Source organism: Pseudomonas reactans (assembly GCF_013387025.1).
GTDB classification, from domain to species: Bacteria; Pseudomonadota; Gammaproteobacteria; order Pseudomonadales; family Pseudomonadaceae; genus Aquipseudomonas; species Aquipseudomonas reactans.
On record NZ_JACAQP010000031.1, the window covers coordinates 1 to 23,045 of the forward strand.

Here is a 23,045-nt window from a genome sequence, read left to right on the forward strand (position 1 = left end):
GAGCAAGCTCCCTCGCCACATGCAATCTATATTTCGCCAGCAAGCCGGTACCTACAGAGGGACGGTATGCGCGGCAAGGGCTCAAGCTGTTAAACTCGCCGCCTGCCAGACACCGACCGAGCTGAAAACACTGTGGAAATCTTCAAGGAATTTACATTCGAATCCGCCCACCGCCTGCCCCACGTACCGGAAGGCCACAAATGCGGGCGCCTGCATGGGCATTCGTTCAAAGTGGCGATCCACCTGAGCGGCGACCTGGATCCCCATACCGGCTGGATTCGCGACTTCTCGGAGATCAAAGCGATTTTCAAGCCGCTCTATGAACGCCTCGACCACAACTACCTCAATGACATCCCAGGCCTGGAAAACCCCACCAGCGAAGTGCTGGCCAAGTGGATCTGGAATGAGCTGAAGCCCTTGTTGCCTGAGCTCAGTGCGATTCGTATCCACGAGACCTGCACCAGCGGTTGCATCTATCGCGGCGAGTAAACCTGCGATGTGAAGAAACCACCCTGCGCGGTGGTTTTTTTGTGCCTGACACGCCGCCATGTAAAGCACCCTTGACACCGTAATAGCCTGTGCCTAATGTAAAGCACCCTTTACTCATGGAGATGGTTATGTCGGTCAAGCGCTTCCTGGTGGAATTCACGGTGACCCTGCTGGCGTATCTGGTGTGCGTCATGGTTTCCAGCGCCTATATGTCGTCCATGCCCGACGGAGCGGGCAAAATTGCCTTGGCGTTGCTGCCGGTCATTCCGATGATCGCGATGGCGATCGCGATCATCCGTCGGTTGAACGCCATGGATGAAATGGGCCGCAAGATCCAATTGGAGGCGCTGGCCGTGGCCTTTGTGTGCACGGCGTTGACGACCTTCAGCTACGGCTTCCTCGAAACCGCTGGCTTCCCACGGCTGTCGGCCTTTATGGTGTGGCCGATCATGGGCGGCGTCTGGTGCGTCGCCACGATCATCGGCACAAGGCGCTACCAATGAACAACCTGATGCGCCAGTTGCGCTCGGAGCTGGGCTGGTCCCAAGCCGACCTTGCCGAGCGCTTGGGGGTGTCGCGCCAAACCGTCAACGCCATCGAGACCGGCCGCTACGATCCGAGCTTGCCCTTGGCGTTCAAGATCGCCAAGGTGTTCGAGCGGCCTATCGAAGGCATCTTCGAAGCGCCGGCAGACTGATCGTTTGTCCTGAGGAGCCCGCTGCAATGATGCGTCCCGCCACTGCTGCTGATGTTGCTGCCATCGAGGCCATCGTCCAGGGCGCCTACTCGCCGTATATCGAGCGGATCGGCCGCGAGCCCGGGCCGATGCTGGAGGATTACCGCCAGTTGGTGCAGGCCGCAGGCGTACATGTGCTGGAAAATGCCGGGAGCGTTCAGGGCTTTATTATCCTGTTGGATGATGGCGACGCGCTGTTGCTGGATAACCTGGCGGTTGCCCCAGAAGCCCAAGGGTTGGGCTTTGGGCGATTGCTGATGGACTTTGCCGAGCACCAGGCGCTCGATGCCGGCTTCGCGGCCATTCGGCTGTACACCAACGAAGCCATGACCGAAAACATCACGCTGTACACCCGCCGAGGCTACGTCGAGACCCACCGGGCCGAAGAACACGGCCTGCGGCGGGTGTACATGACCAAACAACTCGCGGAGTAACCCATGGAGAACACTTGGCTGGCCCAAGCCAAACGCTTGCAGGCGTTGGCGTCCACGGGACTGCACTTTTGTACCGATGATTTCGAGCGCGAACGGCTGGAAGAAATTGCCGAGATTGCCCACAGCATGCTCGCGCAATTGGGCAATGTGCCCTTGGAGCGCATCACCGGGTTGGTCACGGATTTTGCCAAACGCTACTCGACGCCGATGATCGACGTGCGCGGGGCGGTCATCCAAGGCGAGCGGATTCTGCTGGTTCGTGAATTGACCGATGGCTGCTGGGCGTTACCGGGAGGTTATGCGGATATCGGCCTGTCGGCGGCGGAAAATATCGTCAAGGAGATTCGCGAGGAAGCCGGGCTGACGGTAACGGCGCGGGCCCTGTACAGCGTGACGCACAAGGCCAAGGGTTTGTATCGACCGGATGTGCGTGACTTCTACAAGCTGTACTTCCTGTGTGATCCGGTGGATCAGTCGGCACCGATGGCGGGGTTCGAGACCACGGAAGTGGGCTTTTTCCGTCTGGACGAGCTGCCACCGCTGTCACGGGGGCGCACCATTGAAAGTGATCTGGAGGCCGCATTCGCCTTCCACCGTGGTGAGACCACCCAGACGCTGTTCGACTGATCCAATTTGTATCACTGCTGCACCGCTTTCGTGCCCGGTTGGGCACGACGAACATTCCTGCCTGCGTTTTTCCCCTGTTTGGCTATAAATACTGTGCACGGTGCACAGCACCCGTCGTGCGCACATCACTGCTGCCGGTTTGGCACGCGCGGTGCAATAGGCCTGCGTCACTCATTCAGGGAGCAAGGCACATGACGCAGCAAGAACCGGGCAATGATTACCCCCTCAGCGAAGTCCCGATGCATGCGCGCAAAGGCCTGGCGTCTACCGCCATGGTGCTGCTGGGCTTTACCTTTTTTACTGCGACCATGTTTGCCGGCGGCAAGCTAGGGGTGGCGTTCAGCTTTACCGACATGCTCGGCGTCGTGGCCCTGGGTAACCTGCTGCTGGGTATCTACGCCGCTGGCCTGGGTTACATCGCCTTCAAGAGCGGGCTGAATTCGGTGTTGATGGGGCGCTTCTGCTTTGGCGAAGTGGGCAGCAAGCTCAGTGACTTGATCCTCGGTTTCACCCAGATCGGCTGGTACGCCTGGGGCACCGCCACGGCTGCCGTGGTGCTGGGCAAGTATTTCGAACTGAGCCAGGGCAGCGTGTTGGCGTTGATGGTGCTGTTCGGACTGGTGTTCTGCGCCACGGCGTACATTGGTTATCGCGGACTGGAGATCTTGTCCTACATCGCGGTGCCGGCCATGGGCATCCTGTTGTTTCTGTCAATGTGGGTGGCCACGGTGAAAGTCGGCGGGCTGGATGGGCTATTGGCGGTGGTGCCGACCGGTGAACTGGACTTGTCCACGGCGATCACCCTGGTGTTCGGCACCTTTGTCAGCGGCGCAACCCAGGCCACCAACTGGACGCGCTTTTCGCGCTCGGCCAAGGTGGCGGTGTTGGCCAGCCTGATCGGTTTCTTTATCGGCAATGGCTTGATGGTGCTGATCGGCGCCTACGGTGCCATCGTCTATCAACAACCGGATGTGGTTGAAGTATTGCTGCTGCAAGGCTTTGCCATGGCAGCGATGGCCATGTTGCTGCTCAATATCTGGAGCACCCAGGACAACACCATCTACAACTTCGCGGTGGCCGGCTGCAACCTGCTGCGCACCAAACGCCGCAAGACCGTGACCCTGGCCGGCGCGGTGATCGGCACGCTGCTGGCGTTGCTTGGCATGTACGACATGCTGGTGCCGTACTTGATTCTGCTGGGCACGGTGATCCCGCCGATTGGCGGGGTGATCATGGCGGACTTTTTCTATCGCTATCGCGGCCAGTACCCGCGCCTGGCGGATGCGCGTCTACCGGCATTCAACTGGCCGGGGCTGGTGGCCTATGGGGTGGGCACCGTACTGGCGTTCAACTCACCTTGGGTCGCACCGTTGGTGGGTATCGTGGCCGCGTCGATGACCTACATCGTGCTCACCGCCATACTACGCGTGCGTACCCCCTTGGCTGACGCCCAGGCATGAGCCTGACCCTCGCCGATGTGCTGGCCTTGCCGGGCCTGGAGTCCATGTGCCTGCGTGCTGGTGCGGCTGGCCTGGATAACGGCGTGCGTTGGCCGTATGTGGCGGAAAACAGCGGGATCGCCGAGTGGGTGCTGGGCGGCGAACTGGTGTTCGTCACGGGGATCAATCACCCACGCGATGAGGCCAACCTACTGCAACTGCTGGAGGAAGCCTGCGAGCGTCAGGTGGCCGGGCTGGTGGTTCTGACGGGGCCCGCGTATATCCAGGCGATTCCTCCGAGTCTACTCGACGCCGCCGAAGCCGCCGGCATGCCACTGATCGAGCAGCCTTACTCGTTGAAAATGGTGCTGGTGACTCAGGCCATTGGTTCGGCACTGATCCAGTCCGAACAGTTGGGACGCTCGAAGCATGATGTGCTGGAGCGTTTGCTGACTGGCGATTACCAATCCCTGGAGGTGTTGCTGCATCGAGCCTCGCAACTGGGCATGCCATTGGCCGGGCATTGGCAGGTGGTTCAATTGCAACTGGAAGGCAGTGAGTTGCTGTTTGCCCAGGGTGATGCGGCCTCTGTGGAGGTGCATTTGGCCCGCCAACATGACGGTATCAGCCGTCGATTGCGTCAACTCTCGGCCGGTTTGCCGGTACTGGGGCGGGCTGGGCAATGGACGATGCTGCTCCCGGCTCCGGATGCTGTCGCAGCATTGGCTAACCGCCAGCAATTGGCCAACTGGCTCAAGCCGCTGAACCTGCGCCTGGCACCGCTCAAACTGTTTATCGGCCTGAGCGCCGCCGCTCACCCACCGGCACGCCTGGCCCAGGGGCAGGATGAAGCCCGCCAGGCGCTCGCCGCTGCGCGACGCTTCAGCGAACGCGCCGGGCTGTGCGTGTACGACGAACTGGGCGTACTCAAACTGCTCAGCGGCGTACGTGATCGCGCCCTGCTCGACCAGTTCCTGAATGAACGGCTCGGCCCATTGCTGCGCCATGATTTGCACCATGGTCCCAGCCTGATGCCCACCCTGGAAGCCTGGTTCCACGAGAATGGTAACCTTGTGGCCGCCGCTCAGCGGCTGGCCGTGCACCGCAACACCCTGACGCACCGCGTCCAGCGCATCGAAGCCCTCTGCGGGCTGACGCTGGATAATGCTTATGATCGCCTGGACATTGGCATTGCGCTGATGATCTGGCGACTGTCTGCCTGATTGTTTTTAGCCAAGAGGAACTTGCCCATGCACATCATCAACGCCCGCCTGCGCAACCGTGAAGGCCTGCATGATCTGCACCTGGAACATGGCCGGATCGCCAGCATCACGCGGCAATCGGGATCACCGATAGCCGCATCCGACAACCTGGACGCCGCCGGCAACCTGGTGATTCCCCCCTTCGTCGAACCCCATATCCATCTCGACGCCACCCTGACGGCTGGCGAACCACGCTGGAACATGAGCGGCACCCTGTTCGAAGGCATCGAGTGCTGGGGCGAACGCAAAGCCACCATCACGCAGGAAGACACCAAGGTCCGCGCCAAAAAGACAATCCAGGCGCTCGCTGCCCACGGGATCCAGCATGTGCGCACCCACGTCGACGTCACCGACCCGGACCTCACGGCACTCAAGGCCATGCTGGAAGTGCGCCAGGAAAGCACACACCTGATCGACCTGCAGATCGTCGCTTTCCCCCAGGAAGGCATCGAGTCCTATCGCAATGGCCGCGAACTGATGGAAGAAGCCATCCGCCTGGGCGCCGACGTGATCGGCGGCATCCCGCACTTTGAATACACCCGCGACCAAGGCGTGAGTTCGGTGAAGTTCCTGATGGACCTGGCTGAACGTACCGGCTGCCTGGTGGACGTGCACTGCGACGAAACTGACGACCCACACTCGCGCTTTCTCGAAGTGCTGGCCGAAGAAGCCCGCAGCCGCGACATGGGGGCCCGCGTCACCGCCAGCCACACCACGGCCATGGGCTCCTACGACAATGCCTACTGCGCCAAACTCTTCCGCCTGCTGGGGCACTCGGGGATCAGTTTCGTCTCCTGCCCCACCGAGAGCATTCACCTGCAAGGCCGCTTCGACAGCTTCCCGAAACGCCGTGGCGTCACCCGAGTCAATGAGCTGCTGGAAGCCGGTATGAACGTGTGCTTCGGCCAGGATTCCATCGTCGACCCCTGGTATCCCCTGGGTAACGGGAACATCCTGCGCGTGCTGGAGGCCGGTTTGCACATCTGCCACATGCTCGGCTACCGCAATCTGCAAAGCGCACTCGACCTGGTGACTGACAACAGCGCCAAGGCCATGGCCCTGGGGGACCGTTACGGCCTGGAGGCCGGAAGGCCAGCCAACCTGTTGATCCTTTCAGCAGACAGCGACTACGAGGTCATCCGCAGCCAAGGCTTGCCGCTGTACTCGATTCGCAACGGCAAGGTGTTGATGAAGCGTCAGCCGGCGCAGGTGGAGTTCGTGTAAAAGCCAGGCTCAGACGATCGAGTCGATATCCAATGTTTGCGCCCTCCCCCATTCGTGATGCAGCGCGGGAGGAATGCGGGCGACTTGCGACAGCTCACGGTTTTCACGGTGACTGAACCAGCGCTTGAGGCTCGGTTGCAAGTGGGCGCTATGGGCCTGGCTGCCGTAGACATCACGGGCTTCCAGGCGTCGCCAGCGCAGGGTCGCAAGGCGCTCACGGCTGGTGTGCAAGCGATCGATCTCGCTGTTCAAGGCATCATGATGTTCATAACCTCGATCGTTGGCGGGCCTGAGACGGGCCAGCTCCCGACGCTTGTTACGCAGTTGCTGGCGCATGGTCTCGAGTGCCAGGTCGAGCAACTCGAACTCTCTTGGCGTGACCAGCGGGCCGTTGTTTTCCTGGGTTTGTTGCCAGCGACGTAGCGTTGCCCAGGCCGCCGGGATGTAGCTGGCGGTCATGAAATGCTGGTTGGCCTGGAATAGCTGTTTCAGCAGGTTATCCCGTTCGGGCATATCGCCATGAAGTTGCAAGGCGCGGTTGCAACCGGCCTCCTGGATAGACTCACAACCGGGCTTCCACAGCACAGAAGACTGCGTGCCGTCCGGCAAGATGATCGGCATGAAATGGTGTTGTTCGCCGTGGTGTTGGTAAGGGTTTCCACCAAGGCGAACCAACCCGGCAGCGAACAGCAGGCCGCCCGGTGCAGGAGCGCTGAACAGTGTGACGGCGCCTGGGATCCAGAGTTTGGCGGTGGTGTTCATCCACGGGGCCGGGACGCTGGGGACGGGGTCGTTGTGATTGACAATGCGGTGGTGGACCAGGGTTGAGGCGCCCTCGGTGAACTCGGCGTCGGCGGCGCGGGGGGCGCCGTAGGTGTAGAGGAGGATGTTGTAGTTACGGTCCTGCGCACGACGTAACCCTTCTGCCAAAAGCAAGGCAATTGCACCGCCGAGGCTGTGACCGCAGATAATTATTCGTTGGCCGGAGTGAAATTGGTCGAGGTAGCGCAGCACGAAATCGCGCATTGCCCGGTAAGCCTGATAAAAACCTTCGTGGGCCTTGCCGACACCCTCAGTGAACGGCACCTGATGGGCGTTTGCATCTCGTATCCCGTCTGCGGCGCTGGCAGTTCCACGCACTGCAATCAGGATTACGTCGTCGTGATGGGTGATAAACGCTTGGGTATCTGTCCCAAAATGCTCATCATCGAAAAAGTGCAACCGTGCGGGATGTTCTTGTTTCTCCCTAAGCTCCGGGCGATTTTGTGGGTACAACGAAGGATCGAAGGGCAGAATCTCGAAGCGCTGAGAGTAAGGAACCTCCTCGTAAATGGGGTAGAAACGCTGCACCTGTTCTGCATCGAACCGCCATGCCTCTTGGTAGCCCGAAAGTCCTTCAGCGAATAGATTCCCAACGCTGGGATCATGAGGGAAGCGAACTTGGTCTTGGGGACTTTTAGATGGCTCCTGACCGAAATTGCAGTAACTCAAAGTAGCCATCAATGCCAGTTGATAGAGATTCAAGGCACAGAAGCTGTCATCGGTTGAAAGTATCGGGCGGAAGGCCCGTAGTGGTCGGACCTCCAGAGCAGTGTGGTTGTTTGGAAACAACACGATTCCTGCCAAGCTTGATTGAGGGGGTCCAAATCCCAGGTCACCCATCATTTTTAATGCATGCCTCTGGGGTTGATGACTCCGCTGCGCAACAGGTGGCAAGTGGGCGACATGACGGACTAAATCACGCACATCCACCTGATAGAACCGGTTGGCCTTTTGCTGAGCAGGATTACTTTCGGGGCGTCGACCATCAGCGGCAGCAAAGCGAGTCTGCTCAGCCCGAACTTGAAGCTCGGTGATAGGAAGTTTGTAGGTGGGACGCACCATCAGCCAATGATATGGGTGCTCTTCGCCTGAATACAGGTCATCAAAAGCAAGTACCACGGGCCCACAATAAATATCTTGCAGCTTTGCGAACCCTTCTCCATTGAGCCTGCCTTTGTACTCCTGCCCTGCACTATCGTAGATGGTGTAAGACAGGCCACCATATGCGGTTCCCACGCCCAGTTCATCAACCAGGCAAAAGCTCACCCAATCCCCGCGCAGTGAACACGCCGGCTTACTATCACTGAAAAAAGATTGCTTCCGTGCATCCAGTTTCATGGCCTTGCTCCTTGTTATTTACACGACGGATAGACATCACAGACGCGACCATCCGGCATTTTTATAGGTTTAAAGTCGGAGGTGTTGCCGTTACAAAACGCATAAAGGTCCTCGAAGTTTTTACCTTTACAGCGCTTCCAGCCGCCTGGTACGGCTACCCAGTTATCGCCAACAGCCGGTTCCTCCTCATCAACGACAGTCAACACCATCCTGAGCGTTTTTCCTGGTAACTGATCTCGTTGCACAAGACCTGACAACGAACTCGCTGTACTCGGATAGCTGCATTTTAGAATCTTGATGACCGCGTGCTGCGGCCCCACCGTCCGAAACGACCACTGACAACGCCGATGCAACTCCTGAACCCCCGTCGCTGACATCCCCGATCCATCAACGTCCGAATCATCTAGAATTGGGAAACCGGTGAGGTCTCCCCCAACATCCGTATCTCGCGTCCCCCATTTCGCATACATATCAAAATCCACACTCCGCAAAACCGTAGGGCAGCCCTCAATCACTTCACTCAGTGGCAGCTCAACACTCACGCGTTTGGCCACAGGCTTGTAGCTCGCAATAAAAATCTTCCGTTCCGGTCGCTTCCCCCGACGCCTGGGCAACGTGCAAACTTCCCCGGTCGCAGGTCCATAGTTGGCACCACCGATGAAGCGGAACTCCGCCGGCAGATCCACCTCCAGCGTAAAGCGGTCAACCGGCTTGCCCGCACACCCCGTCAGCCCCAGCATCCCCACCACACCCCATACACCAAGCCTTCGCCTACTCATCTTTTTTCCCCATCAGTCTCCACTGCTCCACCACCCGTTCAAAGTGATCCCCCGGTGCCTCTCCAGCCAGAGGTTGCCACCGAATGAAACTGTTGCGTGTGGCCTCTTCGAGTCGTCGCACCACCAGAAACTCCAATTGCTCCGGCCCCCGCCATTGCCAGATACGGGCCTGCTCCAACACTTGGCTCAGCCAGACTCTCGGATCTTGGAATTCCACCAATGCGACCAGGTCTTCGCTGTGTTCGGCCAACAGGTAACGCAAGATATTGGCGTGCAGGATGGCATCCGCGTTTGGGTTGGGCGTGTTCAGCCACGGGACCGGATCAGGCAGCGGATATTCACCGGGCGTCGGGTTGTCGACCGTGCGCCAGCGGTCTTCGTGCCAGTAGCACAGGCTGATCAAGGGGCCGAGGAATACCGGCCATTGGTCCGGGCATAGATAGTCCAGCGCACGCGCCAGGGTACGGTTATCGTGAAAGCGGTACAGCGACTGCTCGCCCTGCGGTCCCGTCAGCAAACGGTCGCGCCAGTGCCGAGTCACGCCCGTCAGGTCGTCGCACGGTAAGCTGCCCAGCCAACCCCAGTTATTCTCGGGCTGTTGCAAGAGGTCGCGTAATGCAGGCTCGCTCATCTGCTTCAACAGCAGGATCACAGGGCCTTTCACCCCGCACTCCGCCAGTACCGTCTCACCGAAGAGGCTGCGATAGTCCGACACGCTGCGCACCGCCAGCAGCGGCTCGCGCGCGGCGCTCTGCCCGTCGAGGATCAAACACAGGTGTCGCCCGGCCTGCTGTTGTCGGGCAATCCATTGGCCTGGCATGTTCTGCATCAGGCGGCCCTCGCCGGCAAATCACACAGGCCTTCACGGCATCGCTCGCACACCGGGCAGTAGTCCGCCCCCAGCTGCCTGGCCAGGTTCATGATCGTACCTTGTACCTTGGAGACTTCTGGCGCACCGGCCATCTTCAAGGCGCTCGTCAATTGGGTCACAGACGGTGAACCGCCCAGGGTGATGGGACGACTGCTGAAGATGCCACCGGCCTGGATGACCAGATGCTCCCCGCCCGCCTTGAGGCTCAGTTGCGCCCCGGCATCGATTACCAGACTGGCACCGGACTTGAGGTGAAGTTGCTGCCCAGCCTCAATGACTAACGTCTGAGCCACGTGGGTCCGGCTATCGCCCTGCACATCAAGATAGTCGCTCGCTTTGAGTAGCACTTTGCGATCGCCGCTGACCTGACGATGCTCTTCGCTTTCCAAGTGAGCCGTGCTTATCCCATGGATGACTTCTCGTCGCTCCCCCACGACCTCCAACCGACTGTCATTGCCGACCCGTTGCTCCAGGTCCCGCTGCGCACGCAGATAGACAAGCTCCTCGCCATGACGGTCCTCCAGGAACAACTCATTGGCGCCTTCGCCACCACGGGAACTGCGGCTGCGCAACACGCTGCGGGTTTTGTACTGCGGCAAGGGATAGGCCGGCGGGTTCAACGCATTCGGCAGGCAGCCGTTGATCAACGGACGATCGGGGTCACCGTCCAGGAAGGTCACCAGCACTTCCATGCCCACACGTGGGATCATCGTTGCGCCAAACCCGTCACCGGCCCACCCGGACGCCACCCGCACCCAGCAACTGCTTTTATCATCCGCGTTGTCCAGGCGGTCCCAGTGAAAGCGCACCTTCACCCGGCCATAGACATCGCAATGCACGTCCTCACCGGCGGGACCGGTCACGGTTGCAGTCTGGCTGCCATTGATGGTCGGCTTGGGATGCCTGAGAGACGGCCGATGCACGGCCTGCCAAGGTGTTGCGGTAAAACGATTGCGATAGCCTTGGAACAAGTCAGTTGCCGGCGTTGCTTCCTCCAGCACCTGTGGTTGATAACCCTCATGACGCACTGACGTGATCAGCCACAGATCGTTGCAGGATGGGTCAGGATGATCTCGTATCTCAAGGAAGTGCCCACAGCGCAACGCTGGCTGATCACTCTTGCCCAATGCCCGATGCCGGTCGCGCTGATGACGCTCCAGGCTCCGACCTGCCAACTGCTTGCCACGAACATGACCGGTGAATCCTGCAGGGTACTGATAGTCCTCAAGGGGGATTGTCGCCGCGCCACCCGCGCAGTCGTTCAGCTGCAAGGCAGGATGTTCGAAGTCGTAATCACGGCGTACCGTCTTTTGGCTGCGGATGCCCAGGCGCACGTCGAAACGCTGGATAACCGGCGCATCGGCTTGCGGCCCGCCCGGAGCGCTGTAGTGTTGCGCAGGTAAACGCCGAAACACCGTCTGGTCATCGCCAAATACCAGCAGATGATTGTCCACGCTGTGGCGGAAATGGTAGTGGATGCCCTCTTCTTCACACAGACGCTGGATGAAGTGAAGATCACTTTCTGCGTACTGCACACAGAACGTACGCGGCGGATAAACCACCGGGCCAAGCTCGAAGGCGTATGCATCCGCCAGGATGCCATGCTGTTCAAGGACCTGCGCGATGATCTGCGGCACGCTGCGCTGCTGGAAAATCCTCTGGTCGCGTCGGTGCGCAAGATAAGCCAGGCGTGGCGCCAGCGTCAGATGATAACGCGTGGTGCGCCGGCCGGGGTCATCCCGGCCGATGGCGTAAACCTGCCCATGCAGACCTTCGTTCGCTTCACCGAAAGCCAGGTAGGCGGGTTGGTGGAGCAGCGCCTCCAGGTCAAGGGAAGGGTTTTCGCTGATCACCTGTATGTGGATGAAAAAAGGTTGATCGAGGACTTCACTGCCTTTGAATGCGAGGACTTGCAAGTCGGTATTTACAGATGGAAGAACAAGATTGAAACGTGACGAAAAAAACGCGTTAACCATCCGTTGTTACCCGCCGCTAATGAATGAACGCCCTGAGACACTCCCTCTCGTTAAACATCGAATTAGTTACCGAGAAAAAGCGCTGGAACGTCTCAAAGCTTAGTCATTTCGGGCAGAAATCGGCCATCTGAAAATAAAAAAGAAGTTTCGTACAACCCAGTTGGAAGTATCTATTACAAAAAACAAAACAAACCAATGTGCCATTTCTTAATAACAAGAAATGCCCTACACCGACTTACATAAACATGACTAACTAACATAGAAACGGCTGACACCGATTCACAGTGTCAGCCGTTAAACAACTTCATGCTTGCAGTCGCGCAGCACCGAACAGACTGACGCTCAGGACCGTCTCGCCGTCAGTCTGCAAGCGAACCGGCGCAATGCCACCAGGCATCACCACTTCAACCTCTCCACTCTCGATCCAGCCCGCCCGCCATGCCGCACAAGCCACCGCACTGGCGCTGGTTCCGGAAGACGCGGTGGGCCCCTCTCCTCGTTCGAACACCCGCGCGAAGACTCGATTACCAGGCTGGCGCGCCGCCCATTGCAGGTTGATCCCTGCCGCACAAGGCCGACCACCACCCGCAGGGGGCGCAAATGCAATCGCCTTCAACGGTTCGTAAAGCGCGGGCTGCTGCATCTTCAGGTTGTCCGGCAATGCCGACACCTGCTCGACCAGCGTCACACAATGGGGGTTACCCACCCGCACAAATTGGCTGGTTGCCCACTGAGGGTTGATCGCCGCCAACTCGCTCACATGACTCGGTTCAGTTTCATCCACACCCGTCTGCGCCCCCACGGCTTCGGGGCCGAAACCGGGCACCCCCAGTTCAAGCCAGAACCCCGCAACCTGTTCACGGACTGCCGCTTCAACCCGTGTCGTCACCGGTGATAGCACGTCCGGTTTATCGTGATGCACCCGCAACTCACAGGCTCCGCTCATCAGGGACTGGTCAGTGAGTGCCTGGGCGAAAATCGTCAAGCCGTTGCCACTGCGTTCGGCCAAGGAACCGTCGGTGTTGACGATCAGCAGGTCAAATGGCGGCTCGGCCTGGAACGGCCCGACAAGCAAGCCATCACAGCGATGGGCCTTGGCACCGGCAGGACGAGGTAGGGAGCCCCAGCTGCATTCGGCGGCGATTGCCGATGATGTCCAGTTGCTGCGGGTACGCGCAGCCAGCGCAGCGCACTCGGGTACGGCAATGCCCGCGTATCTCAACGCGGCCGGGCTGACCACGCCATAGATATTGCCGCGGGCGTCGTAGAACAGTGCCATGAGGTCGTCCACCTGAGCATGTGCTGAAGAAGGAGCAGATTGTGTGGGATCTCGATGCTACACACCAACCTGCAAGCACTACACTTTCAGTTTCCCAGGATGGACGTTGTCATCAGGCCGAAGTCCGTGCGCAGTCGAGTAAACGCCGTCCTCTCACGCTAGAGGATGCAAGCATGAAGACAATCACCCCACACAGTCCCGTTGAAACCCTATACCGAGAAGGCCGCGAGACATTTATCGAGTTGGTGCCGGATGGCGGTGCACGGTTGGATGCGCTGTTCCATACGGCACCCGCCCTCGGTGAGCTGGCGGTAGGCGTGGTGTACGGCTATCTGCATAGCCGCTCCGGCCTTGACCCACGCTTGCAAGAGGCCGCGATCTTTGCCGCGATTGTGGCAGCGGGCATGGTCGGGCCGCCGCTGAGCGTGCACTTCAAGACCAGCCTCGCAGAGGGCCTTGCGCCCGGTGAGCTGACCGAACTGCTACTGGTTGCGTCAGCTTTCACAGGCTTCCCCCGTGCGGTGGCGACGGCCGATCAACTCAACCAACTGTTCGCCAGCGCGGGCCTGCCTTCTCCACCGCCACCGGCACCACGCGCAGTCGTCATGGCTTTTTGCGACAGTGTACGCAGGGGCCAGCCCTCCTACCCGGTGGACGCCGAGGTCCGCAAACTCCTGCGCAATTCCCGCCGCCTGTCGCTGCACGCCACAGCAGCGGATAGGGTGGTGATCGAGAGTTACAAGGGCAAGGAAACCCATCCCAGAGGGATGCTGCTGGTGCGGGTGGTGGGCGCCGTGGTGGTTGAAGTCAACGTCTATGGGCCAACGTCTGCCTGACCAGGTGCCGAAGGCGGCCTGGAAGGTGGTAATCCACTGCGGGAACCTAGGGGTTCAAAAGCCCCCACAGGGATTACGCACCTTCCAGCCCGCCTCCTACACACCCGATACTGCTTGTGTGGCGGCGAACCGTCCTGGCGTTCCAGATGTGTAAAAATAAAATTCATGACCATCGCCATCCCAAGGGAACGCGGCTCGCGCCTCATGGCCTGATGTGCAAGGATGTCACGCCGGACATCGTTCGTAGAACGCAAAACCAAGGATTTTTCATGACTGCCATCCCCACCTCAGCGCCCGTGGTTCCCGGGCGGCTGGAGCAAATGTCGACCCGTATCGCTTTCTTCATTGCCGGCTTCGGCATCGCAGCCTGGGCGCCGCTGGTGCCCTATGCCAAGGCCCGTGCCGATTTGAGCGAAGGCACCCTGGGCCTGCTGCTGTTGTGCCTGGGGGTCGGCTCGATCATTGCCATGCCTGCCGCCGGTGCGCTGGCATCGCGTTTTGGCTGCCGACGCGTGCTCAGCGCAGGAACGATCATGATCTGCCTGGCATTGCCGATGCTGGCAACGGTCAGTTCGATTCCGTTATTGATGGCGGGGCTGTTCCTGTTCGGCGCCGGCCTCGGCACCGTGGACTCCACGGTCAACTTGCAGGCGGTGATCGTCGAGCGCGCCAGTGGCAAGACCATGATGTCGGGCTTTCATGGACTGTTCAGCCTGGGCGGGATTGTCGGTGCAGCGGGCGTTTCGGCGTTACTGGGGCTAGGACTGTCGCCACTGCAGGCGACCCTGGTGGTGATCGTCATCACGCTGGCGGCACTGCTCAAGGCCGCACCGCACCTGCTGCCCTACGGCAGTGAAAGTTCGGGCCCAGCGTTCGCCGTGCCTCATGGCGTGGTGCTGTTCATCGGTTGCCTGTGCTTTATCGTGTTCCTGGCCGAAGGCGCGGTGCTGGACTGGAGCGCGGTGTTTCTCAGTGCCGAACGCGGCCTGGATGAAGCCTATGCAGGACTCGGTTACGCAGCCTTTGCCTTGACCATGACGGCCGGACGCTTGACCGGTGATGCCATCGTGCGTCGGCTGGGCGCTACCCGGGTGATCGTGGCTGGCGGCGCGCTGGCGGCCGCCGGTACATTCCTCGCCACATTGTCCCCGGCCTGGGAAATGGCCTTGCTGGGGTATGCACTCATAGGTGCAGGTTGCTCCAACATCGTGCCGGTGCTCTATACCGCTGTCGGCAAGCAGACCGTCATGCCAGAACACATTGCGGTGCCGGCCATTACCACCCTGGGCTATGCCGGGATATTGGCTGGGCCGGCCGTCATCGGGTTCATTGCCCATGGCAGCAGCTTGGCCACCGCCTTCCTGTTGGTCGGTGTGTTGCTGGCAGTGGTGGCGGTCAGTGGGAAAATACTGCGGGTATGAACGCGAAGCGGCATGGGCCGTTTGAGTCGTTCAAACAGCTCATGCACGTCTGCTGGGACTATTGCCCCTTTTCTTCCTTTTCGTTCTTCAGCCAGCGATCAAGGCTGTGGTTCTTTAACCAGCCCTCGTTGTTATTACCACCGAAGATTTTGTGACCGTTGGCCTTGGAACTGTCCAGAGAAGCCATCAACCCTGGTCTCTCCATGAGATTCTTGGCCAGGTATACCTGTTGCTCGCTATACTTCTTCAGCGGAAACCCGGTGCGTGCATCCCGCAAAGGCTCACCGTCATTACCGGTCTGGTTTGGGTCTTTGCTCATTTCGACGATTGTTTCTTTTTTCACATATCGATGTTTTTCGAAGAAGAACGTCCGGTCCTCCGACTTGTCGCGTAAGTCGTCAAACATGCCCTTGAAAATCTGGACGACCTGCGCGTCGGTCTTCGCACGGAACGGGTCCGCGCTCTGGGTATTTGGGTTGGTATTGCCAATCTGCAAATCGGCAGCCTTGCCGAGGCTGTCATGAGTGATCACACCGCCCTTCGCCATGATGGATTCGTTCAACCGAGGGCGGTTGAGTATCTCTCGCACCAACATGATGGTGCGCTCCGAGACCTTGCTGCTACTGGGTTCCTCTTTAGCTATCTCGTGCAAGGAAGCCTGGGTCAGTTGGCCATCTTTCTTGAACGCATCCAATAGTGACAGGTTGTTCTTCAGGTCCGTCGCCAACAGGTGGTCGTCTGAACTGACAAAGGGGTTGCCGGCCTTCGTCATGCCTTCGTAAAAATTCTGACCGTCAAAGTGCCTTGAGGCACCATTCACAAAACTGGAGCTGGATGACTGTGCCGCTGGCAGCGGAGCTCCCAACACTTGCGCATCGACCGCATCGCGGACCTTACCATTGCCCGTCGGCCCACCCGCGCCTGCTGAAGGAAGATTCAACGTATTTGATGTTACCGGTTGTATGTAGCCCCGATTGTTGACACTACCGGTCATGATTCACCTCCACCCTATCTAGATTCCGTAACCTGGGCCTTGCTCGCCTGATCCTCGAAAACGCTTCGAAATCAACGAGGCAAAAGCGCTGATTGAGTGGTTCGAAGAAAACGATGGTTCCGAAGACTATCCTCAAAAACGCCGCACCTACCTGAATGAATCTTGAGCGTTTGTAACCCGTTCACTGGGTAGAGCTTCCATGCCCCAGAAATGGTATCGGTGGGAAAACGGCAGGATCTAACGACGTGACAACTTGTTCCAAAAACTGGAGAACAGTGACATAACAGGACCGTGGGTCGAGTCTTCAATGATGACCCGAGAACCTTTGTCAAAATCTTCTGCGGTGGGCGCCTTGAAGCTGAACCTGGGCGAAGATGTGAGATAGAGCCCCAGAGGTTCTCTGGGGTTTTCCGCCTCCTGCGCAGGTGCGGCCAAGGTCGAGACTTTGTACTGAGAATGACGGGATTCAAGTGATGTCGAATTCATAGTCCAGACCTGATCCGGTGGATGAAGGCCCCATCGGTAGGCAATGACCGATGGATATTTTCGTTGCAGTACACACTCGCAAACCGTTCCTGCATGACGGGGTTGTATTGGCTGCGCCGAGCACTCGCCGACCTCTGCTGCGTGGTGCGGCAGAGGATGGCCTCATGTCTAACGAAGCAGTGCGTACAATTCCTGTCGAGAAATTTTGCCATCGCGCTGCCAACTGTGAACGTTGTCCATAGCCGACATCAGGTTCGAACGCGCCATGACCTCCCGCGCCAACTGAATTAGATGGTCGCTGCGTGGATTGCCGGTCAACGGTCGCCTCGCAAGCGCATGGAGGTCACGAATCTTGATCGTGCCGCTGAAGAATCCACCTTTCAACTCATTGAAATGATTCAGCATTTCCTGAACGAGTTGTTTGTCGTCTTTCAATTTCAACGGGCTATCTGACTGAACAAAGCTTCTGATGTCATCCTTGGACAAACGCCCGTCCAGCCCACCGGTGCTGCCATTTCGATCAAGCGATTGCAGCAGCCCAGGACGACGCAGCAGTTCGTTCGCCAGCCGAATATTTGTGTCGGTTGAAGGGTTACCGGTCAATGGTCGATTGGCCATTTTTTCCAAACTCTGTTGCGTGACGGAGCGCGAAGGCCAGCGGCCCCTGAACGCCCCATAATTGTTCAAAAGCGCCTGAGCCAATTGCTCGTTGCTCTGCTTTGAATAATGAGGATCTGGCAACACCGGGGTCGGACGCGGAGGTGGCCCGGGGTTCGGGCGCACATTTTCTGGGAGTGGGCGCGGCGGTGGGCCGCCGAATACCGGGCCGCAATGACTGGAATGCGAGGGGAAATGGATGCCTGTCGAGACCTGAGCACGTGTTGCGGTGGCAGACCGTTCGTTACTGGGCTTTTCCGCTCCGGGGGATGCGTTATCAAGATTAGGAGCGACGTTCTGATTGTATGCGGATACCGACATTTTAGTTCTCCAGTTCGGTGTAGTCAGGCGCCTGTCATCACTGTTCCAGCGTCCTTGGGACTCTATGAGTCATCAAGAAAACCGGCAGTAGCAGGCCTATCCTGAGTGGCAGAACTGTGGGAGTCGGTTCCTGAGACGGCTGAAGGTTTCCAGAATCAAAGTAGGAAGTGCATCTGAAGGTGCGAGAGACAAACCATTCTATCGGTAGGCATTGCCGCTCAACCCAGGAAGGAAGAGCGGCACTGCTTAGATTAGAACCCGACGCTGGCCTGTACAAAGAAGGTACGCGGCTCGCCCAGGTACAACCCGGCATTGTTGTCGCTGGAACGGGTGTAGTGCTGCTGGTCGAACACGTTTTTCACGCCCACGCCCAGTTTCAGGTTGGACAACTGCTCGCCAAAGTCGTAACCGCTGCGCACGTTGACCGAGACATAACCCGGGATATCACCGTACTGACCGTCAGCCGTGCCCTGAGTGACGTAGGTGCTGGTCGTGCCTGGCGCACGCTGGCCCGACTGGGCGTACACATCCAGGTTGTGGGTCCAGCGGTTGATGTCGTAACGCAGGCCCAATGTGGCGACTTCACGGGAGTACAGCGGCAGGTCACGGCCCTTGAACGGTACGTCGCCTTCCGAGGTGGCCTTGGTGTAGGTAAAACCGGCGTTGGCGGTCAGGCCGTCCAGGCGCGGGTCCAGGTTCGACAGGTCGTAATGGGCCGAGGCTTCGATGCCGGTGTGTTTGGTCGCACCGAGGTTGGTCCAGCCCACATCGTTGCTGACGTATTGCAGCTCATCCGAGAAGTCGATGTAGAAGAACGTCAGTTCGCCGCCCCAGACATTGTCGTTGTAACGCGTACCCACTTCGTAGGTCTTGGCTTTTTCCGGGTTCAGCCCATTGGCAGTCTGGTCGCCGGTACCGCCCTGACCCAGTTGGAAGTATTGCAGGCTGCCAAACGAAGTTTCGTAGTTGGCGAACAGTTTCCAGGCGTCGGAGACGTGGTACATCACGCTCAAGGCCGGCAGCGGTTCGTTGTTGTGGACTTCGCGGCGCTTTTCCTGGGTACGGGTGCCGTTCAAGGCAACCACCGGGCGATCGTGCCATTCGGTACGGATGTCCTCGAAGCGGATGCCCGGCGTGATGGTCCACTTACCGATATCGACTTTGTTATCGATATAGAACGCGTTGGCCTCGGTTCCCCCGGTGCGGTCCTGGTAGACGTGACCATCGCTCTGCCCACCCGGCGTCGGCACATTATTGACCAGGTTCAGGCTGGTGGCCTGCTCATGCATGCCTTCCTTCAGGTAACGATAGCCGAGGCTGACTTCCTGGGTACTCGGACCCACGTCGAACACATGGGACACCCGCGGCTCGATGCCAAAGGTGTAGTAGGTGCGCGGGTAAGAGCCGATCGTCTTGAGGTCGCGGTTGGCGATGTTGCTGCCGCGGAAACTGTCGGAATAGTAAGTCAGCACTTCGGCCTGAGTGCGGTCGTCGATCTGGCGGATGTACTTGAAGGACACGTCCTTGCGGCGACCGCTGAAGTTGTCCCAGTCACGCACCGATTGATACGGGTTGGCATCGAACTGCTTCTGGGTCAGGCCGCCGGGCATGTCGGCGCTGGCGTCGTAGTAGTGGAAGTTCAGCGAGAAGTCGTCTTGATCGGTCGGCGCCCAGTGGGTCTTGAAGATGACGTCGTCGATGTCGTTGGAATTGTTGCTGTTGCGGTAACCGTTGCCATTGACCCCGGAGTACAGCAAAGCGGCGCCGATGCCGTTGTCGGCAGTGCCGCCGATGAAGGCGTTGTCCACGTGCTTCCAGCCGCCGTGGGCGGAGGTTTGCAGGGTGGTGCCGACTTCGCCGGAGAATTTCTCGGGAATGGCACGGGTCACGAAGTTGATCACGCCGCCAACGTTTTGTGGCCCATAACGCACGGAACCGGCACCGCGCACCACGTCGATGCTGTCCAGGTTGCCGGCGGAAATCGGTGCCATCGACAGCTGTGGTTGGCCGTAGGGGGCGAACGCAGCCGGTACACCGTCGATCAGTACGGTGGAGCGTGGCGACAGGCGCGACGTCAGGCCACGTACGCCGACGTTGAGGGAAATATCACTGCCGCCAGTGCCGTTGGATTCCTGCACCTGCACACCCGGCACACGACGCAGTACGTCGCCGACGTTCATTGCGCCCTGCTCCACCATGGCTTCGCGGCGAATCACCGTGCGTGCGCCGGGATGGTTCTGCACCACTTCAGCGTTGGCATCGCCGAGCCAGTCGCCGACCACCTTGATGTCGGTGGCACCCAGCTCCAGGGGCGAGCCGGCTTCACCGGTGCCGCTGTTCAGGGGGCGCAAGGTGACGGAACCAGCGTCAATCTGATAGTCCAGGCCGCTGCCTTGCAGCAATTGGCGCAGGGCTTGTTCAGGGGAAAGGTTGCCGTCTACTGCTGGCGCCTGCTTGCCCGCGACCAGCTCGGGGCTGAAGAACACTTGCAGGGAAGTCTGCTGGCCCAACTGGCTCAGCGCCGCGCCCAGGGGCTGGGCCTGGATATGAATGGCGTCGGCCGCATAGGCCGCTGGGAGCGCTGCACTGACTGCGAGTGCCAGGGCCAGCGGCGCCCAGCGGGAGATTTTATTGTTGTGGATGGCGAGTTTTTTCACGTCGAACCTAGTCCTGTGATCGCAAGAGTATGCGGCTGTTAATGCAAACCAGTTGCAGTTGCAGGAGAAGACGAAGAACTCGAAAAAAACCTGAATGTCAGCGTGAAATAATTTCCTGGCTGCCATCCGGCAAGGTGCGCAAGGCCACCGGCAGGATGTGCGGCAACGCCTTGAGCAAGGCGTCGGTGTCGTTGGCCTTGAACACGCTGGTCAGGCGCAGGTTACCCACCGCAGGCGTACTGACCCGCAGCGGTTGCTCGCGATAGCGCGAAACCTCACGCGCCACTTCGCCCAGCGAAGCATTGTTGAAGACCAGCTTGCCCGTGCGCCAGGCGGTCAATTCTTCGGTGTTCACCGCGTAGGCCGCTGCCACCGACCCGGTATTGTCGACGTGGGTGCCCAGGCCGGCCGTCAGCGTAACGACCTTGTCCGCTGAATGCCCTTGCACCTTCACAGTGCCGGCTTCGACCATCACGCGAGTCTGGTCTTCATCACGGCGCACATCAAAGCGCGTGCCGGTCACCGTCACCTGCCCTGCCCCGGCGGCCACCACAAAAGGTCGACTGGTGTCGTGCTCGACGCTGAACATCGCCTCGCCCTGCTTGAGCTCCACCCCACGCCGGCCTTTTTCATAGTGCACCGCGACCACGCTGCGGCTGTTGAGGTCCATCACCGAACCATCGGGCAAGGCCACCTGGCGATGTTCACCCAGGCGCGTGCTGAACTCGGCACTGTAGGGTTTGGGATGATCAAGCCCGCTGAACAGGCCCAAACCCAGAGCGACGGCGACCACACTGGCGGCGACCGCATAACGCAACACGGCGCGGCGCTTGGGCCGCTCCACCGGGGTCTCACACAACGCCTGCAAACGCGCCTTGGGTAGCAAGTCGGTGGCGCTCCACAGGCCTTGCAACACATCGAATTCATACTGGTGATCGGGATGCTCGTTGCACCATGCATCAAAGCGTTGGCGGTCGGCAGCGCTCAACTCGGCGTCTTGCAGGCGCACAAACCATTGCGCGGCTTCGTCTCGGGCACGGTTATCCATCATGGAAGATCCTGTTTCAAAGCGGGCAGTCATGGCGCCATCGCGTCCAGGCGGTCGCGCAGATGCCGCAGGGTGCGGATCATATACTTTTCCACCATGTTTTTAGACAGCCCCAGGCGTTCGGCGATTTCCTGCTGCGTCAGGCCTTCGATCTTCTGCCAGATGAAAATCTTGCGGCAGTTGAGCGGCAGCTCAGCCAAGGCCCGCTCGATTGAGTCCGCCAATTGGATCGCGTGCATGAAATGCTCCGGGTCGCCGCTGTGGGGCGAACGCTGATCAAAGGCTTCCAGCGTGATGGCCTCGCGACGGTCTTCGCGTCGATAGGCATCCACTGCGATATTGCGCGCGGTCTGATGCAGGTAGGCGCGCGGTTGCTCCACCTGATCGGATTTCGACTCCAGCACCCGCACAAAGGTGTCATGGGCCAGGTCTTCGGCCTGCTGACGGTTTCTCAGGCGGCGCGTCCAGGTTCCGATCAACTCTTCGTAATGTTCGAAAAAGCCTGTTCTGCGGGGCGGCTGAGGGATCATCGCGGGTGCACTGGGGAGGCGGGGCGTGAATAGTAATGCTTCCTATTAAGCGGGGCAATTGCTACCCGCCGGATGACCTCAAACTAATCAGTGCTGGCCACGTGCTTAAGTCGGCTGAGCTTTTCGCGGCTGCCGCAGACGCTCATCTGGCACCATTTGCGCTGCTTGTTCTTGGAGATATCGAAGAACACCCAATCGCAGTCAGCGGCGCCGCAAATGCGCAATGCGTGCAGATCACCGGAGACCAGTAACTGCGTGGCCTCGATAGCCAAGCGCCCGAGCACCATGGCCGTCAGCTCCTGCGCCGTGGTGCAGGGCTTCCACGCCCAGGCAGGTTTGCCCTCCACGGAACGCAGCACCCGCCAGGCAACGCCTTGCTGGAACATCTGGTTGATTTGCTGCAAAGCGTCCTCGGGCGCGGCACCCTGTAACGACAACGGATAGAACACCGCGTACAGGCATTCCCTGAAGGCAATGATCGCGTCCAGGTCCGGCTGGTAGGCCATGGATGACGCAAACACCATCGGCTTATAGTCATCAAACTCTCGGGCCGAGATCAACGACGCATGCAATGCCCACTCGAAGAAGAACTGAAAGCTGGTGAGTCGCTCCTCTATGACCTTGAGCGAAGTGCCAGGGCGACGCCCGTTGGTGGTATTGATAAAGTCCAATACCCGGGCCCCACCAATCAGACGGATCGATTTTGCAGTGCCCGTGAAATGTGTCATGCCTACTCCTGAAAAAACGCGTACTCCCTGCGATCGCGCAGATTACCTTGTTTTTTCAGCGTGCAAAGCGTGTCACCCTCGCGCAAAGACA

General features: G+C 59.3%; 21 protein-coding genes. 10 read left to right on the top strand and 11 right to left on the bottom strand.

Annotated elements, in window-relative coordinates; translation table 11 throughout:
* The first annotated feature begins 132 nt into the window (after nt 1-132).
* From queD to codA, 8 genes are all read left to right on the top strand, one after another.
* The gene (gene queD, locus HX793_RS24245) at nt 133-489 is read left to right on the top strand and encodes a 6-carboxytetrahydropterin synthase QueD (protein ID WP_003190259.1); all 357 of its coding nucleotides are present in this window, start codon (nt 133-135) and stop codon (nt 487-489) included.
* A gap of 128 nt (nt 490-617) precedes the next feature.
* Nucleotides 618-992: a hypothetical protein gene (locus HX793_RS24250; protein WP_016980041.1), complete on the top strand. Its 375-nt coding sequence runs from the start codon at nt 618-620 to the stop codon at nt 990-992.
* The gene (locus HX793_RS24255) at nt 989-1,186 is read left to right on the top strand and encodes a helix-turn-helix transcriptional regulator (protein ID WP_016980040.1); all 198 of its coding nucleotides are present in this window, start codon (nt 989-991) and stop codon (nt 1,184-1,186) included. Before HX793_RS24250 ends, HX793_RS24255 begins: the two co-directional genes overlap by 4 nt.
* 26 nt (nt 1,187-1,212) lie before the next feature.
* Nucleotides 1,213-1,659, top strand: coding sequence for a GNAT family N-acetyltransferase (locus HX793_RS24260; RefSeq protein ID WP_177096918.1), 447 nt, complete (start codon nt 1,213-1,215; stop codon nt 1,657-1,659).
* 3 nt (nt 1,660-1,662) lie between these two features.
* Nucleotides 1,663-2,286 carry an NUDIX hydrolase gene (locus tag HX793_RS24265; protein ID WP_177053050.1) on the top strand — a complete coding sequence of 208 codons (624 nt, stop codon included), beginning with the start codon at nt 1,663-1,665 and terminating at the stop codon, nt 2,284-2,286.
* 191 nt (nt 2,287-2,477) lie between these two features.
* On the top strand, nt 2,478-3,746 hold the full coding sequence (gene codB, locus HX793_RS24270) for a cytosine permease (RefSeq protein WP_177096916.1): 1,269 nt from the start codon (nt 2,478-2,480) through the stop codon (nt 3,744-3,746).
* Nucleotides 3,743-4,948: a PucR family transcriptional regulator gene (locus HX793_RS24275; protein WP_177053048.1), complete on the top strand. Its 1,206-nt coding sequence runs from the start codon at nt 3,743-3,745 to the stop codon at nt 4,946-4,948. The genes codB and HX793_RS24275 overlap by 4 nt, the downstream gene beginning before the upstream one ends.
* Nucleotides 4,949-4,975: 27 nt before the next feature.
* Nucleotides 4,976-6,211, top strand: a complete 1,236-nt coding sequence (gene codA / locus HX793_RS24280; RefSeq protein ID WP_016980035.1) for a cytosine deaminase — start codon at nt 4,976-4,978, stop codon at nt 6,209-6,211.
* A 9-nt stretch (nt 6,212-6,220) separates the two neighbouring features.
* Here the strand turns inward: codA and HX793_RS24285 are convergent, their stop codons facing one another.
* From HX793_RS24285 to HX793_RS24305, 5 genes are all read right to left on the bottom strand, one after another.
* A complete protein-coding gene (locus HX793_RS24285) occupies nt 6,221-8,371 on the bottom strand; it encodes a lipase family protein (RefSeq protein WP_177053047.1) in 2,151 nt (716 codons plus the stop codon).
* Between the two features lie 14 nt (nt 8,372-8,385).
* Nucleotides 8,386-9,150, bottom strand: a complete 765-nt coding sequence (locus HX793_RS24290) for a hypothetical protein (protein WP_177096914.1) — start codon at nt 9,148-9,150, stop codon at nt 8,386-8,388.
* Entirely contained in the window at nt 9,143-9,979 is an 837-nt protein-coding gene (locus tag HX793_RS24295; protein WP_177053045.1) for a DUF4123 domain-containing protein, read from the bottom strand. The genes HX793_RS24290 and HX793_RS24295 overlap by 8 nt, the downstream gene beginning before the upstream one ends.
* Entirely contained in the window at nt 9,979-11,997 is a 2,019-nt protein-coding gene (gene tssI, locus HX793_RS24300; RefSeq protein ID WP_177053044.1) for a type VI secretion system tip protein TssI/VgrG, read from the bottom strand. Before tssI ends, HX793_RS24295 begins: the two co-directional genes overlap by 1 nt.
* Before the next feature lie 304 nt (nt 11,998-12,301).
* On the bottom strand, nt 12,302-13,276 hold the full coding sequence (locus HX793_RS24305; RefSeq protein WP_177053043.1) for a diaminopimelate epimerase: 975 nt from the start codon (nt 13,274-13,276) through the stop codon (nt 12,302-12,304).
* Nucleotides 13,277-13,449: 173 nt separating this feature from the next.
* Here HX793_RS24305 and HX793_RS24310 point away from each other — a divergent pair, with 173 nt between their 5' ends.
* A complete protein-coding gene (locus HX793_RS24310; protein ID WP_177096912.1) occupies nt 13,450-14,112 on the top strand; it encodes a carboxymuconolactone decarboxylase family protein in 663 nt (220 codons plus the stop codon).
* Nucleotides 14,113-14,381: 269 nt separating this feature from the next.
* The gene (locus HX793_RS24315) at nt 14,382-15,533 is read left to right on the top strand and encodes an MFS transporter (RefSeq protein ID WP_177053042.1); all 1,152 of its coding nucleotides are present in this window, start codon (nt 14,382-14,384) and stop codon (nt 15,531-15,533) included.
* 58 nt (nt 15,534-15,591) lie between these two features.
* Here the strand turns inward: HX793_RS24315 and HX793_RS24320 are convergent, their stop codons facing one another.
* The 6 genes from HX793_RS24320 to HX793_RS24345 all read right to left on the bottom strand — a co-directional run bounded on the left by HX793_RS24320 (nt 15,592) and on the right by HX793_RS24345 (nt 22,954).
* Nucleotides 15,592-16,527 (bottom strand): hypothetical protein, encoded by a 936-nt coding sequence (locus tag HX793_RS24320; RefSeq protein ID WP_026000047.1) that lies wholly within the window; start codon nt 16,525-16,527, stop codon nt 15,592-15,594.
* A 654-nt stretch (nt 16,528-17,181) separates the two neighbouring features.
* On the bottom strand, nt 17,182-17,991 hold the full coding sequence (locus tag HX793_RS31435; protein ID WP_256348372.1) for a hypothetical protein: 810 nt from the start codon (nt 17,989-17,991) through the stop codon (nt 17,182-17,184).
* A gap of 251 nt (nt 17,992-18,242) precedes the next feature.
* Nucleotides 18,243-20,648, bottom strand: coding sequence for a TonB-dependent siderophore receptor (locus tag HX793_RS24330; protein WP_016980025.1), 2,406 nt, complete (start codon nt 20,646-20,648; stop codon nt 18,243-18,245).
* A gap of 97 nt (nt 20,649-20,745) precedes the next feature.
* Nucleotides 20,746-21,699, bottom strand: coding sequence for a FecR family protein (locus tag HX793_RS24335; protein ID WP_177053041.1), 954 nt, complete (start codon nt 21,697-21,699; stop codon nt 20,746-20,748).
* A 26-nt stretch (nt 21,700-21,725) separates the two neighbouring features.
* Nucleotides 21,726-22,226 carry a sigma-70 family RNA polymerase sigma factor gene (locus HX793_RS24340; protein WP_033899716.1) on the bottom strand — a complete coding sequence of 167 codons (501 nt, stop codon included), beginning with the start codon at nt 22,224-22,226 and terminating at the stop codon, nt 21,726-21,728.
* Between the two features lie 83 nt (nt 22,227-22,309).
* On the bottom strand, nt 22,310-22,954 hold the full coding sequence (locus HX793_RS24345) for a CGNR zinc finger domain-containing protein (RefSeq protein WP_177004880.1): 645 nt from the start codon (nt 22,952-22,954) through the stop codon (nt 22,310-22,312).
* Between the last annotated feature and the right edge of the window lie 91 nt (nt 22,955-23,045).